The organism is Brevibacillus sp. JB24b (genome assembly GCF_051713385.1).
In the GTDB taxonomy this organism is placed as follows: Bacteria; Bacillota; Bacilli; order Brevibacillales; family Brevibacillaceae; genus Brevibacillus_B; species Brevibacillus_B laterosporus.
Window position 1 is genome coordinate 2,782,525 of sequence record NZ_JBNVQV010000001.1, and the last position, 15,139, is coordinate 2,797,663.

The following is a 15,139-nucleotide window of genomic DNA, read 5'->3' on the forward strand; positions in this document are numbered from 1 at the left end:
ATCGTATAAAAATTGAAAATAATCATAAATTTGTTTATCATTTGGTATAGGAGTGATGATAATGACTAACCTTATCGTAGAAAACAGGTGGGGGCTTCTCATTATTGCCGAAATAACATTTTGGCTACTATTTCTTTCTTTTTTATTATTTCGTTACTTGCTTCAAAAGACGTATGCTTCAAAGATTTCATTTACCCTCCTTTTGTTAAATGAAATTTGGATTATTGGACTGGGTATCATTGATTACATGCAAACTGGTGTATTTTCTATTTACCAAATTGTGATCGCAGTCCTCCTTTTATATGCAGTTACATACGGGAAACAAGATGCAAGAAAGGTTGACATGTTCATTCGAAAAAAAATAGCAAAATGGAAAGGTCAACCATGGCCAACACTACCAGAGGATATTGCTTATCTTGAAAATCAGCTCTATGGTTGGGAGCACACGAAGAAGGAACTTATCGGTTTCGCCAAACATGGAATCCTTTTTGCAGTTGTTCATCTGTCTGTATTTATTTATCTCTGGGTGGTAAACCGAGATGTTATACCATCTGAACTTTCTTTATTAGATAAAGGAAAGTGGCTGATCGCTACTTTTACAAGTATGAAACAAGTAAAGGCTGCAAGTGGTATCTGGTCAACCATTCTATTTATTGATGGTCTTATTACTTCTTCTTATATCTTTTCCCCAAAGCAGCCTGCAAAAAAGAATGAGAAAATCTGAAAAATTCATCGTTTGATCAGTCAGATTAAATTGAATACTACCGCATCTACGTTTAAGACAAAAACATTTATAGTAGACGGAAAATTCTATACATACGTGTAAAAAAGCTATTCCCAGGTAGATCATCTCCTGTTGGTATAGCTTTTTTATATTTTGTGTACGCTTTGAGCTATCGTTTTCTCTGTTTCATAAGCAGTTCCAGTCTAAGCAGGTATACCTCTTTTAGAATCAATATAGTTTGCCATTTCTGCAACAGTTGCATAGGAGAACATATCTGATTGTGTAGTATGATTTGGTTGTGACAACGGAGCAATTTTAACCTGAGTATGGATCAACCAGCTATCTTTAGGAGTTCCGTCCCTTCGTAATCCTGACTTGTTACCGTTAATTTTAGATACTCTTTTTCTTTCTGGACAAGGAAATGAATCTCTCTATTCTCTGGCAATTGCTATATTATCTATAATGATGAGGAAGTGGCTATCGGAACTGTGGAATTCAAAACAGTAACGGTTACTTCGGAAATCCTGAGATACTTTCCGTTTCTTTTCCCACAGGATACTATTGTGGTTGACAAGGTTTCCGCAATTGAAAGAATAAGATGAATGACTTCTGAACTATAAAAAGTACATACTTGTCTAAGCAAAAAAATAGCGTGAAGCCACTCTTTAATCGAGTTCGTTTCACGCTGTTTTTATATGATTACCTTTGGTCGAAATGCCAATGGGTCTTCAAAATAACGGGGATCACGATGCATTACATACTGACTAACTAACACAATCGAATTCTTCGGAATCAATGTCGGGCAAACGACCATGAAGCACTTCACGGATTTCAGCCACCATTTTGTCTGTTGCATCAGGATTTTCAGACAGAAGATACCTCTTCTATGAGCTCCGGCTTGTTCAACTGATAAATACGTTCGTTGAGCAACGGATAGTACACGACGTCTCCTAAGATATTGTTCAGGGTACGGAACACATTGTAAAGAGGTTTGTTTGGCCCAGGTGGAAGTGTAAGAGTCATATTGTCCTCCTCAAACGGAAATAGTTTGTTGCTCAAATTTTCCTTGTTCCAATGCCTTGTTCAAAAGACTATAATCGATTTTTGCATTGTGCCTCTTATCTACCGGAATCTGATTCATATAGATAATGGAGTCGATCTGTGCCCATTCTAGCAATTTAGCCAATTCAGCGGTCATATACCTCTTGCTACTCCTTTCAACAATTAATACACGACGACCGCGATATTGGGTTAATGCAGTACGCCCAATCGATTCGTCAAACGACAGGACACTTTCCACAGCAAACGGGTACAAAACCCCTCTTTCATCTCGAATACGTGCAGCTACTCGTCCCAAAAGCCAAAGCCTTCCCAATTGGTCGAAATACCCAGCATCCCCCGTTCGATGCCAGACTGCACCATCTACTCGAAATTTCGTCTCATCATCTCCTCTTCCGTGCAAATACCCGGAAAGTACATGTGGCCCTGTAACAACAATTTCGCCAGCCTCCTCATGAGTCAGGCAGAGATTTTCAAAATCGGCGCTAGAAAAAGATCCCATCGGCTTGCCCCACTGCTGACGAATAATACGCACTTGAATTTCTGGAACAGGGGTTCCTACTAAAAGACCTTTTCCTGATTTGATTGATGTAAGGTCAGAAGTATGGATCTCGTTCCAATCTACTTCCGCAATGGGCTCGGCTTCGGTTGAGCCATATACAGCCATTATGCGAGCATTAGGCGCAATCCTTTGTAAACGTGACATGAGTCGTGGGAATACTGGTCCACCACCACTGAAGATATTTGTAAGCTCAGGTAGAACGATGCCATGTTTTTCACAGTACCCCAACAGCTGTTCAAAAAACGCAGGTGAAGCTACAATTCTCTGGGCATGGTATTTCTCGATCTGAGCGATGACGGGACCAGGTTCAATTGCTCCCGGTCGGCGTAGATCCCCATTTGGAATAATACTCATCATTCCAGCACCGAGATTACACAGGGCAAAAATAGGTAGCGTTGTCATATCGATTGCACCAGATTGCATATCGAGACTGTGCCGAAGTACTTCGTATTGGGCAACTAAAAAACCATGGGTTCGCACTGTAGCCTTTGGCTCTCCGGTACTGCCGCTGGTAAAGGTGATGAGAGCGGGCGTATCATGATAACATGTATGATAATCACTGTACGGTGTTGCATTGGTTTGTGTCGTCAAAGAAATGGCTCCAGGCAATTTCTTTCCAATTACAAATTTATGTGGAATCTTTCGAATAGCTGGAGATAATAGCCTCAATAGTTGGGCTTTTGGACTTGCGATCAGTGCTTTAGGTGGGTTCAGTGTACAGCATCGTTCGATATGATTTTTACCAGCAGATGGATCAAGGAACATCGCAATCAACCCAAGTCTAAAAACCGCTACCAAGGTTATATACAACTCAATCGACATTGGATAAAAAAGTAGAACCGTATCACCCGCCTTCAACCCCTGTTTTTTAAAAGTACCTGCCACTTGAGCAGAGCGTTTGTCCAGGTCGGCAAAAGTTAGTTGACGGGTCTCTCTTTCTGGCATATCCTGTATCGCGATCGCATTTGGGCGATTTTGAATATGGGGTTTCACAATTTCAAAGATATTCATGCTTCCCTCTCCAATTTCTTAGCAAATAGGGTATAATCGCGAAGGATGTATCCTTCATTCGAGTTGAACCTAGTTGATCGGTTTTTTTCGATCATTAGCGCATTTATGGCACGTTTGTAACCTAGCTTCTGAGCTAAGTCGTAGACTGCCTTTACGAGGAAGGAACCTATTTTATACCCTTGATATTTTGGATCAACGGCCAACGTCTTCAGAATTACTTGATCGATTGTTCTGTCCAATTGGGATTGCATCACATCTGGTAAGGTGAACATAAAGCCAACCAGTCGATCGCCATGTTCGGCCAACAAAACAAGTTCCGGTTGAATATAAGGAACAATCCTTTTGTATTGTTTTAAGAACTCATCTTCACTGATCTCGGTGTACAAAAAATTTTGCCGGAAAGCTCGTGTCGAAAGTTCATAGATTCGTTTTAACTCCTCGTCCATTCGGGTCAAATCCAACTGACGGACACTAATACCAAGTCCACTCATATGCTGTGTCAGTTGCTTGTACCGTTTTTTCTCAAACTCCAGCTCCTCTTCCCCCAAATCTCTATGATCGAGATCAACGATACGAGAAATGTAGTGAGCTAGCGGATCAAAGCCATCTTGTGTAAAATGATCTGCCCATTCCACTGGTGTATTCGGCTCAAGGAAGAATGGAAGATCTCCTTTTGTTTTCGTAACCAACCGGTGCATTTTCCAAGTGCTCCCATCCATTGGGCCAATAGCGATCGTACATCCCTTTTTTTCTAATTCTCTAGAAGACAATTGAAGTAATTCAACAGCTGCAGCACTATTTCGAGCTGCATAGTGTCCTATCACACCAACTTGATGATCTTGATATGGTGGTACGTGTGACCACCATAGGGAACAACGTGCAGCTACGCCTTCATTGTCTAGTATCATCCAGTGAGCATCAGCATTCGATTCATCCAAAGCATCGATCCGATTTGCAGAAGGGCCAGCTAGTGAGCAAAACTCTTCCTTCATCTCGGTACTTGTAACCCGTACTGCTTTAAACATATTGAGTGTTCCCCCCTACTCTTTCATTGTTAATTAAAAAAGCAGAATTCCAACAACAGAGCCAACCGTTGCACAGATTGGTTGAATTAACACCTCTGCCTTTGATCTTTTAAAAACAAAGAGATAGTAAATACCAGTAGCCATGAGCATACTCACAGCTGCCCAGATCGAATGGATAACCACTTCGCTGGACAGACCTGAACGAAGCACCAAGGCAGCCAATGTCAGCGCCCAATTCTTCAGAATGTTTAAAAGGAGGTAAATTAACAGATATTTTTTCTGAGACGACTGAAAGATTTCCGTGAGACTAAAACATACAGATTGAACCAACAGACCGATCAAGAAGGCGAAGAAGAAAACTTCACTCTGAGTCTGCTGATACAAAAATAGCCATACGAAGCTCATCGTATACGTAGCGATGAATAATCCTATTTTTTTGCTAGAAAACAGTTCATTTGAACTTTTCAAAATAATGGGCGATGACAAAGAATGTAATAGCAAGACCAATAGAAAGTCTGCTCCACCAATAGCCCAGCTGACATACGAAATCAATGATATTCCCAGCACTGCTTGTGGACACACCACCTTAGTTCTTCTGCATGCTTCCAGTAAGATAAACAGTAAGAGAGCTAAGGAAAGCGCCAACAGTAAGTGGGCATTGTCTTTAGCAATGAGAAACTTGAGCATCATGAAGCTGACGATCGGTACCACCAAATTATCCTTCCCACCCCAGGAAACAGACTCAACTAGGGTGGCTAACAGCGACACTGTAATGGAGATCATTAAATTGGCCGTTCCGTCCATCGGAAAATACAGAAATAAGGTGATGTGAGTCGACAAAAAGGCAACTAAAAAGAAGGCAAAGGATCCTTCTATACTTTTCACTCCCTCGGGAACCACGTACCTCACCTGACCATAACGAACGCCGACAAGAGCGGCGATCGCATCAGCTAATGTGAGAATGATGAGAGAAATGCTGTACAGCACCCTTTCTTCCGGTTCTGTAAAAAGGAGAAGAATGGCAATACTCATAACGAAATACATCTCGCCAAATGAATAACGCGAAACATCGGATAAGATTTTTCCTGGTCCATCCTTTAGTCGAGTAACTCGGAAAAGAAGTAGGACAATTGCGACTAGCCCTAACACAACCAACACCGGCCAGTCTTGACCAAAAAGCCACGGAGCAATTAATGCGAAAGTACCGCAACTCATATGAAAAAGCTTCCGAACCCATTCTGGTTCAGGTTGAAATCTGACTTGGTAAAAACGCAGACCAGCAATCAGCAATGCTATGGCGGCAAGCAGCAGCACAATACCAAACCAAGGATGTAAGGGAATAACACCACTCATATGATTTCCTCCAGAACAAACGCACTGTAAAAGAAGGCTTTATCCTGCTTAAAAAGATCTTGGCTCAAGTTCGTTAGTGGACGAAGCGACTCCTCCATGCGCGTAGGACGACTTCGAGGAACGAGCATATTCCAGTAAGCCAATCGTCCTTTTTTCCGCCCTGCTCGTACCAAAAGCTCCAGTAAATTTTCATATTGGTCTTCAGACATGTATTCAAAAATGTCACTAAGGTTGTACTTGTCAATTGCGTTCTTGCCCACATGATTTAAATATTCTTCGACCGATAAGCAGTGCCATTCAATACGATGTAGGTTGTTACGTATTGCATCAAAATTTTCAGGTCTCAATGCATAAGGTAGTGCATTGCTATGGTGGCCTAGTAAAATCCATTGGAGATAAGGATTTTGCATGGGATCAAGCTCAGTTAAGGCATATTGGGCTCTTTGTAGAATCCTTGTTGCCACGCTACCCTCTACGTAGCGGAAAAAACGGGTATCCCTACCTAGCCTCCCCATGACAAAACGTGAAAAAAAGAATTGGAACATCCATCTCCATCGTAGTGTATCCCATTCCTTTTGATAAAACATTCGACGCTCCTCTAGCGTCCGATGCTGAAGAAGTTTTTCCACTCGATAGCGCGAGTGTACAAAAGGTAATACCGAATTGCGAAACATGGAAAAATATTGTTCAAATTTCCCGATACTTCCGATTCCAGATTCTATAGCAGCAGATTGAGAATCCCAATAGCTCTTTACTGCTGGTGTGAGCTGATTACGGCATTTTTGATACAGTTCATTGCGCCGGTTACTTGGGATTGAGCCCATTAGCTCCAACAGCTCAGGATGTGTTAAAGCTGAATAGGCAGCGACGCGTAATTCTAAGCAGGCAAGCTGTGCATGGCTCAAATCTAGGGCAACAACACGCTCTGGCGACTTGCTTACCATCGCTAGAGCATTATCGCCAGAAGAAGAGATAGCCAGACAGTTATCTCCACGCTGGATATCAAGTGCATCCAGGAGGATGTCAGCATCCTCCCAGCACTGGGCATAACGGATTAAGGAAAAATCAACTTCGCTAGCTAGTTCAGGACGCACTTCTATCGGTACTTGTGGGGCGAGATTTCCAACACTATTAGGCACTGATCGATCCCTCCTCCGGGGTTATCTTACGAATTACCCCCGTGCTACCGTCAAATTCAACCCAATCTCCTGTTTTCAGCCATCTAGTCAGACCGGTTACAGAAACGATCCCAGGAATGCCAATTTCGCGGCAAACAATTGATACATGGGATAAAAGACTTCCTCGTTCAACCAATAATCCAGTTGCTGAAGAGAAAAGCACGATCCAGCCTGGATCGGTTCGCTCAGCTACTAGGATTTCCCCTGGCAGTAACGTCACCTCACGAGGATCGGTAACGACACGAACCGGACCGCGAACAACACCTGCCGCACATCCAATTCCTTTCATCACATCGCCAGTCAATGGTTCTTTCGGAGCCTTCGCTTTAAACGTATTTCCCTTATAGATAACGCCATACGTTTCAAATCGATCCTCAGGCACATCCATTTCATGATACTTCTCAAATTCAGCTTTTCGCAGTGCTACCAGACCCTTTAGGTTACTGCATGTCGCAGTTCCGTCTGCCATACCTAGCAGTTCCCCTACCTCCAGATAGAAAACATCGCGGGGATCGTCAAGTAGATCAAGTGCATAAAAGCGACGCCCCATCTCCAGAAAGATGGAACGGCAGCGGCCAAAGACCCGTGTTCGTTCGAATCGTAGGTTTTCCCGATCACGAACGCGCAACCGCGCATTTTTAAGTACCCAGCGAAAAAGAACACGACGAAACAGGTTGAAGCCGATTGATTTGAATGCTTGCTCTTCTGCGATGCGACGTATTTCTTCTTCGCTCGGTCCCATCTCAGTTGGGGAGGAACGCACTGCAAGATATCCAATAGAGCGCAACAACGGCAGTGGATTGTCAAACAGATTTATGCTTTCCAGTTTGAGTTCATCTAAACACCGATCTCCAAACTTGTCCAAATAAGCCTCGTACTCTTCTTTGAATTCCGGGAACCTGTCCATTTCCTTCATGATCTCTGCTAGAGAGCCTTTGCAGAGTATGTCGATGAATTTGGCATCCTGATTCGTTACCTTCATCAGCTTTTTCATACGCATTGCTGGTTCTGCGCTGATAATTCCCCCTTCTGCTGCGAGCAGTGAATTCTGTAAGGTGGAATCCTCATCATTGCACCATTTCGTAGTCAGCTTGCGCAGCAAGCCGTAGTAGATCATTGCTCCGAAGTCATTGATCAACGGGGCATCCCAGCGAGTCAGGAGTTGACCTTGTAGCTTCAGATAGTAGTTGGCAAGCTCGACTGTACTGTATTGATGTAAATCTGGGCGAGTAATACCAAGTGCATTGTTTAAACGTTGGTAAAAAACATCAATCGTCTTGGGCAAACGTCTGAAGTTGCCTATCAACTTGACAATTGTTTTACCTAGGCGCATTGCGTCCTTGAGCTTGTCTTGCATGCTCACCTGCTGCTGGACATTATCAGTAAGTTGCTGAGGAAGAGCTTCCTTAACGCCCATCATCTGTTCCATAAAATTTCGATTCATCTGATAACCAGGAAGCAATGCCAGACACCGGTACCAATTCAGCAGATTGTAATACACCCGTCCATTAACAAGACCAATCATGCAACGGAACACAGATTCCCGATTAACGATTTCCTCACCAGAGACCCCCATTATTCGGCAGAATGACTTGTAAACCTCAGCATAAGCATGACGTGCAAATGAAAATGTCAAAGGGGTAGTAATACCGCCATAGCTTTCTGAAATATTGCTGTTGTCCCATAGGTTAAACTCATCATCAGGGTCAATCATGTCAGCTAGGTTGGTGATTGGACGGGATTGCAGTAGGTAAAGCTTCCCATCCTGGATTGCCCACTCAATATCCTGAGGGCGTCCAAAATAACGTTCACATCGGTGAGCTAGCTCTGCAACTGAACGCACCAACTCATCCGTAAGAGCTGGCTGATTCACCTTCTCTTTTGCTACATCTACGCTCTCCACTCCTTCATCACATTCCATAGAGAAACGATGAGCAATAAGTTTGGTGGCTATTTCACGCTCCACGATCTCCCCACTACGATTCACTTTGTACGTGTCTGCATCGCATTCCCCTGACACCATCGCTGTACCAAGCCCATACAAGGCTCCCACAATGGCAATCTTTCTTTGCCCTGTCAGGGAGTCTGCACTGAATGCAACTCCTGCTGTTTCCGAGTCAACCATTCGTTGTACAAGGACGGCTGGTGGCTCAGGCAGTAGGCTAAGTCCCTTCTCTTTGCGATAGGTCAAGATACGTTGGCTGAAGCCAGATCGCCAGACCTGAAGAACCTTAGCTGACACATCCTCAGGTTTGACAAACAAGTAACTTTCTAGCTGACCAGCAAAGGAGTGTTCAGCTCCATCCTCATCTAATGCCGAAGAGCGGACGGCAAGCAGTTCCCCATTTGCACTGAGTAACTCAACTTCTTTTTTTAGCATAGCCTCCACATTGGAATCTAAAGTGATATCTCTTAAAACCCGCGTGACTGCTTCTTCGGATTGAAGGACCGCTATCTTTAGCTCCTCCATAAGACTTTTTGGTACACTCGCAATAAAAGCATCTGGAGTAACAACGAACCACTCGGGAATAACCATTCCTGCCTGTCCCAGCAGAGCGAGGGCACGAGCTTTGCCGCCCATCTTTTGCAGTTCATGTGCCTCTATATGGTTCATTTGAAGAATATAGGTCATGTGCTTTAACCTCCTTTTCTATTAAAGTAAAAGTGGGACAAGTCCCAAACTAAGATACAGTAAGATAATGAGTAACCCCGAAACTTTTTCAATCGCCTGTGCTACTTTGGTTGTCATAGACCTAAGAAAAGCCAAGGCCATCAGAACTGCGATCAGCACGTTCAACAGAGTGCACCACATCACAATTTGGCCAGCATCCACCTGTACGGAAGCCATCAAAACCACGCAAGACGTGAGAAGGACGACAGACACCCAAATCCAAGTTGCCTTTTTGTAGCCCCAAAGGAAGCTATAAGTCTCAACACCATACTCCTCATCCTCTGGGATTCGTATTTTGCGCCCGATCTCCAGAATGATTCCGTTTCCGTAGCTAGCTAGTAAAAGCCAAGAAAGCCCAGAAGGAATTAAGACCGAAGCTGTAACCCAATCACAAGCCACAATATACATCACGATCATCGGCATCATTACCATATGGGACAGCAAATAGATAATCGGATGAGCTTTCAACCATTCCTTGACAAAGAATTCCTTACTCATCAGAGCCAGATAGCCCCACGCAAGCACTAACCAAGGAATGAGCTTTGGAGACAACCAATATGCCATGCCTAACTGAGCTAGTCCTATTAAAACGCCAAGTACCCCTAGTTGTTTCAGGGTCACAACTCCACGCGGAACAGCCCGATACGAACGAAATCGGGAGTCTTCTTCAAAGTCCTTAAATTCGTCTGCAATGCGCAATAGCAAAAAGAACAAAAAAGTCGACAGGAAACCAATAACAAGCGACTTGATACTAGGTAATGCCCCGTTTCTTAGGATCGAAGAGTATAGCATCGTAGAAATGCTGAATACAGCAACCACAATTCCATTTTGAACAATGGGAAATCTCTCTCGCTGATAGATCCACCAACGTTTCGACCAAGAGAGTTGTTGATATGTCACATTAGACATATTGTTTCACCATCCCAGGAATTGTGCCATCATTGCCACGAGATCGCTTATGGTGGGCCCTAGTAAAATCATCAGCAGCCAATGCAGCGATAATAGACAGCTCGCCAGCTAAGACCAGGCCGGCACATATCTCCGCAAGCGCATGTGCATGCCCAGCGCCTGAAAGTCCCATGATTTCAAGGCATGCCTTCTGACTCGGCAATCCCGTACCTCCACCCACTGTACCAACAATAACATTCGGTAAAGTTATCGATGCATAAAGGTCTCCATTCGATGTCAGTTCAAATCGTGTAATTCCAACGGCCGATTCTGATACACAAGCAACGTCTTGTCCAGTTGCTAGATATAGAGCTGTCAACCCATTAGCCACATGACCTTGGGAACCTATCATGCCTTGCAGGACTCCACCTACAAATGCCATTTTCCAATATTTTTCCATATGCTCAGGAGTAGTGTGAAAGCGTGAGCGAACCAATTTCGCTGGTAACACTACTTCGGCACAAACTTTTTTCCCCCTCACAGTCATGAAGGATTTTGCTGAAGCCTTCTTGTCTCCCGAAAAGTTAGCTTCAACAAAGCTATGCTGGAACGGAACTGGTGAATGTTGTCGAATATAGTTACAGATTTCTTGCGTTGCGATCGTTACCATGTTTTGTCCAGATGCGTCGCCGGTTGAAAATTCAAAAATGAGGTATACATAATTACCTTCGATCATGTGATCCATTCTGATGCACTGCCCGAAGCTTGTCGTGCTCTCGGCCACTACTCGTAAGTTATCAAATTCGGAAACTGCCCAGTTTGCAAAGCGGCTTGCTTCCACTACGCTCTCAAAGATAAAACCAGGAGTACGGCCAACTGCTTCTTTCAGAATCACGGCTCTGCAACCACCTGCTTCACTAATAACCTGTGCACCGCGGTGATAAGAAGCAACAAGTGCAGCCTCTGTAGTTGCCAAAGGAATATAATAATCTCCTTGTGCATAGAGACCTTTGATCCGTAGAGGGCCGGCCAATCCTACCGGAATGTTGATTGTGCCGATAAGATTCTCAATATTTTTTTGATACAATTCAAGTTGGCTTAATGCTTGACTACCCAGTAATTGTTCTTTGGCATCAACTCCAGCTGACAGTAAATCCCACCTAGCCTCTATTGCCCTTGCCGAAACTCTTGCTCCCCCAGGTACACGTTTTGGAAGAGGAGTGTCCTTGGAACTAAAATCCTGATATCGATCGTCATCAACACTTCGTAGCATGTGATTATCTACTTCTTTACTTGTTGTAAACTTCATCGTTTTATCTCCTTTGCAATATGGTACTGGTACAGTTCAAGAATCATGTAAACAAGCCTTTCTCAATCTTTTTTTGTGACTGAGAAGAATGCTGGATTTTTGATGACTTAAAATTTTTAATATTAGCAAAATTTTTTACCAAAAGAATCTACCAGTACCAAGTACAATTTGTACTACTATCCAAATGAATGCAAATTCTTTTTGTCTATTTGTGTTTATGATATTCAAAATGGTTTCTTAGTCTTTCTCATAACTGTCTGCCTTACCATCAATACATGTTTTTTCCTAAGTGGACTCATAGCTTAGCAAATTCCTCGAAATCCCTATTAAGAAATTTCTATCAATTCACCCGATAACATTCTGCTATTTAAACCTATTAAACGGACCTGACTCACCCAAAAATTACACCTTAATCTACTAGCTATGGGTAAATCCGATTCTAACAAAAATCATTTTTCTTACTAAGAAAAGGTTTTTCAAAAAAATTAAACAAGCTGTTTTTATTAGAAATGCTACTGCTCCTCCTCTCTATAGTGATCTATCCTGTATACTTAAAATTACCCTTGCTGAATATTAGCACAATATGTCAAAAAATACAACTTATTGAAATAACCTGTTGCTCAATATAGTGAGAGTTCATTTCTTGTTTCTGAGAAAAACGTTACACCTTAAATGTAAATCAAGTTTCTTTTTACATAATATATATTTTTTTACAATTTATTGACATTTAGTAACATTCTTTACCACTTTTGATAAAAATCGATTACGATTAACAAATACCAGTGCTATCAATGCAGATGTATGTAACAGCTGAGCTATCTTGGCTGAAACTCCGACGCCACTATTTCACTTTAAAATCAAAGATGTTAGATTACGTACAACCGTTCGAGCTTACACCTTATTTTAGTAAAAAACTCGTTGATGGCTTAGAAGAGATTCTTGACATAGAATGGAAAAAGATGTTGCGAAGAAGGAATTGAAGAATTACAGATAGAGGATAGAGATTGATATGTTCAAAAAAACAGGTTATCTTTTGCTCGATAACCTGTCAGTATGACTATGACTTCGATTTCATTAACAAATAGATAAAATAAGGTGCTCCTAAAGCAGAAACAACAATCCCTACTGGTAATTCCGAAGGCGCCAAGATATTACGTCCAATCGTATCTGCAGTGAGTAAAAGAAGTGCCCCAAGTAGAGCAGCCGTTGGAATTAAAATCTGATGCTTCGGCCCCACGATTTTTTTAGCCAGATGCGGAGCAACCAATCCGAGGAACGAAATCCCCCCTCCAACTGCCACGCAGGCACCTGCTAAAGCAACAGCCGTTAACAGCAATACTCTACGTTCCCTCTCCACAGCGGTTCCTAAACTCACAGCAATATCATCGCCAAGGTGTAACACGTTTAAATAGCGTGCTTTATACATGGTAAAAGGAATAAGAAAAACAATCCACGGAATCGTAGCTAATACATACGTCCAATTTGTACTCCAAATGCTACCCGACAACCAAACCATAGCCTTCATAAAATCTGTATCGTTCATTTTAAGCTGAAACACAATTAATAATGCACCCAGTATAGCGTTCAAAGCAATCCCAACCAAAATGAGACGTGTCGGGGTTACACCATTTTTCCAGGCAAATAGATAAATCAGAAAGGTAGAGAGAGAAGCTCCGGCTAATGCTACTAATGGCAAAATAAAGATGGACATGGTACTAATAGCTGTCATCGAACCACTAAATAGATAAATATAGATGACGACAAACAAGCCCGCCCCAGAGTTTATCCCTATAATGCCTGGTTCGGCCAGTTCGTTTTGTGAGACACTTTGTAAAATGGCTCCAGAAATAGCAAGACCAGCTCCGATTAACAAGGCAATAACCATCCGTGGTAGTCGGAACTCAAATAAGATCAGATTGTTATCCGCCGTTCCAAATCCAAACAAAGTTGATATGACATCCAAAGGCTCAATGCGAATGACTCCTAAATGTAAACTGACAAAAAAAGCTACGATTATCAGTGATGTGATCAATCCAAGGACTAACCAGGGGCTTTTTCTTCCTTTGTGTAATACTTGCATTATAGGCCCCTCCCTTCACGTCTAGCCAAATACAGAAAGAACGGCGCTCCCAGAATGGCAGTGACAGCTCCTACTGGTGTTTCAAAAGGTGCATTTACTAAACGAGCACCAATATCGGATATGATGAGTAACAGTGCACCTAGTAGAGCAGAGCACGGAATAATCCATCGATAATCTACGCCTACTAAAGAACGTGTTACATGTGGAATGACAAGCCCAATAAATCCAATAAAACCAGCCACCGATACAGATGCCCCCGTAAGAAGTAACACAACCAATATACAAATCACTTTTATAAGAAAATTTCGTTGACCTAAGCCTTTAGAAACATCTTCTCCTAGGCTAAGAATCGTTATCGAACGTGCTAATAGTAGAGCAATCGGAAATCCTATTGCACCTACGATACATAACAAACCAACACTGGCCCAAGGTGTATTTGCTACCCCACCTGCAAACCAAAAGCTAATATCCTTAGCTACATTAAAATGAATGGCAATAGCAGAAGATAGTGAAGTAAGTAACGCTCCAACTGCTGCCCCAGCGAGTGCTAGTTTTACGGGAGTTAGTCCACTCTTAGACAACGCTCCAACAGCAAATACGAGACCAGCACCTAATCCTGCTCCCAAGAAGGAAAATACCATCATGCTCATGTTTGACAGACCTGGAAAAAAAGCGAATGCAATCGCAATCGCAAACCCCGCTCCATTCGTTACACCCATAATGGACGGATCCCCTAGCGGATTTCGAGTCATACCTTGCATAATAGCTCCCGATACAGCTAAAAAAGCCCCTACTAAACCTGCTGCTATTGATCTAGGCAAGCGCAATTCTTGAATAATCTGATGGGAGGTTAGGTCTGGATCAAAAGAGAAAATGCTTGACCAAACCGTCAAAAAATCAATATCTGCTGCTCCCAAAGAAATAGAAGCCACCATTCCAAAGGCAAGTGCTATTAACAAACCGATAATCATTATAAGAGCAACTGCGGGTCTCGATTTTTGTTTCAACTGTTTCGTTGCCCCACCCTGCTCATTGTGTGATTCGTGGGATACCATTCTCTATCATTCCTTTGTCAAATTCATCCTGTTAAACATCTATTTCTATGAATTATCTGTCTTGAAAAAAGATGCATCTGCTCCCTAGTCGTATGTATCATGGATTGCTTATAAAAATAAACAAGCATCTTTTTCAGTACCGAATCCATGAAAAAGTGCCTCTTTTTACATAACTGATTATCATTCTCAAACGATAGTATCATATCTTTTATTACTTTTACATA

12 protein-coding genes are annotated in these 15,139 nt (G+C 42.5%); 1 reads left to right on the plus strand and 11 read right to left on the minus strand.

All coding sequences use genetic code 11. From position 1 onward, the window contains the following. Positions 1-61 precede the first annotated feature (61 nt). A complete protein-coding gene (locus ACQV1I_RS13290; protein WP_116335215.1) occupies positions 62-724 on the plus strand; it encodes a hypothetical protein in 663 nt (220 codons plus the stop codon). 691 nt (positions 725-1,415) lie between these two features. On the opposite strand, the gene ACQV1I_RS13295 is transcribed toward ACQV1I_RS13290, so the two are convergent. The 11 genes from ACQV1I_RS13295 to ACQV1I_RS13345 form a co-directional block, all read right to left on the minus strand. Continuing rightward, positions 1,416-1,580 (minus strand): cytochrome P450, encoded by a 165-nt coding sequence (locus ACQV1I_RS13295; protein WP_116335214.1) that lies wholly within the window; start codon positions 1,578-1,580, stop codon positions 1,416-1,418. 8 nt (positions 1,581-1,588) lie between these two features. Then, positions 1,589-1,747 carry a cytochrome P450 gene (locus tag ACQV1I_RS13300; protein WP_236645916.1) on the minus strand — a complete coding sequence of 53 codons (159 nt, stop codon included), beginning with the start codon at positions 1,745-1,747 and terminating at the stop codon, positions 1,589-1,591. A gap of 10 nt (positions 1,748-1,757) precedes the next feature. Further along, positions 1,758-3,356 (minus strand): AMP-binding protein, encoded by a 1,599-nt coding sequence (locus ACQV1I_RS13305; RefSeq protein ID WP_116335213.1) that lies wholly within the window; start codon positions 3,354-3,356, stop codon positions 1,758-1,760. Then, positions 3,353-4,381 (minus strand): GNAT family N-acetyltransferase, encoded by a 1,029-nt coding sequence (locus ACQV1I_RS13310; RefSeq protein WP_116335212.1) that lies wholly within the window; start codon positions 4,379-4,381, stop codon positions 3,353-3,355. The genes ACQV1I_RS13305 and ACQV1I_RS13310 overlap by 4 nt, the downstream gene beginning before the upstream one ends. A 33-nt stretch (positions 4,382-4,414) precedes the next feature. After that, positions 4,415-5,734 carry a diacylglycerol/polyprenol kinase family protein gene (locus ACQV1I_RS13315; protein WP_438769333.1) on the minus strand — a complete coding sequence of 440 codons (1,320 nt, stop codon included), beginning with the start codon at positions 5,732-5,734 and terminating at the stop codon, positions 4,415-4,417. Beyond that, positions 5,731-6,873, minus strand: a complete 1,143-nt coding sequence (locus tag ACQV1I_RS13320) for a DUF3419 family protein (protein WP_094701725.1) — start codon at positions 6,871-6,873, stop codon at positions 5,731-5,733. The genes ACQV1I_RS13315 and ACQV1I_RS13320 overlap by 4 nt, the downstream gene beginning before the upstream one ends. Next, positions 6,866-9,544 carry a PEP/pyruvate-binding domain-containing protein gene (locus ACQV1I_RS13325; RefSeq protein ID WP_116335210.1) on the minus strand — a complete coding sequence of 893 codons (2,679 nt, stop codon included), beginning with the start codon at positions 9,542-9,544 and terminating at the stop codon, positions 6,866-6,868. The genes ACQV1I_RS13320 and ACQV1I_RS13325 overlap by 8 nt, the downstream gene beginning before the upstream one ends. A 21-nt stretch (positions 9,545-9,565) precedes the next feature. Continuing rightward, positions 9,566-10,492 carry a UbiA family prenyltransferase gene (locus tag ACQV1I_RS13330; protein ID WP_116335209.1) on the minus strand — a complete coding sequence of 309 codons (927 nt, stop codon included), beginning with the start codon at positions 10,490-10,492 and terminating at the stop codon, positions 9,566-9,568. Continuing rightward, positions 10,485-11,780 (minus strand): hydroxymethylglutaryl-CoA reductase, encoded by a 1,296-nt coding sequence (locus ACQV1I_RS13335; protein ID WP_094701727.1) that lies wholly within the window; start codon positions 11,778-11,780, stop codon positions 10,485-10,487. Before ACQV1I_RS13335 ends, ACQV1I_RS13330 begins: the two co-directional genes overlap by 8 nt. A 1,057-nt stretch (positions 11,781-12,837) precedes the next feature. Next, a complete protein-coding gene (locus ACQV1I_RS13340; RefSeq protein WP_116335208.1) occupies positions 12,838-13,860 on the minus strand; it encodes a FecCD family ABC transporter permease in 1,023 nt (340 codons plus the stop codon). Beyond that, on the minus strand, positions 13,860-14,915 hold the full coding sequence (locus ACQV1I_RS13345; RefSeq protein ID WP_094701729.1) for a FecCD family ABC transporter permease: 1,056 nt from the start codon (positions 14,913-14,915) through the stop codon (positions 13,860-13,862). The genes ACQV1I_RS13340 and ACQV1I_RS13345 overlap by 1 nt, the downstream gene beginning before the upstream one ends. Positions 14,916-15,139 lie beyond the last annotated feature (224 nt).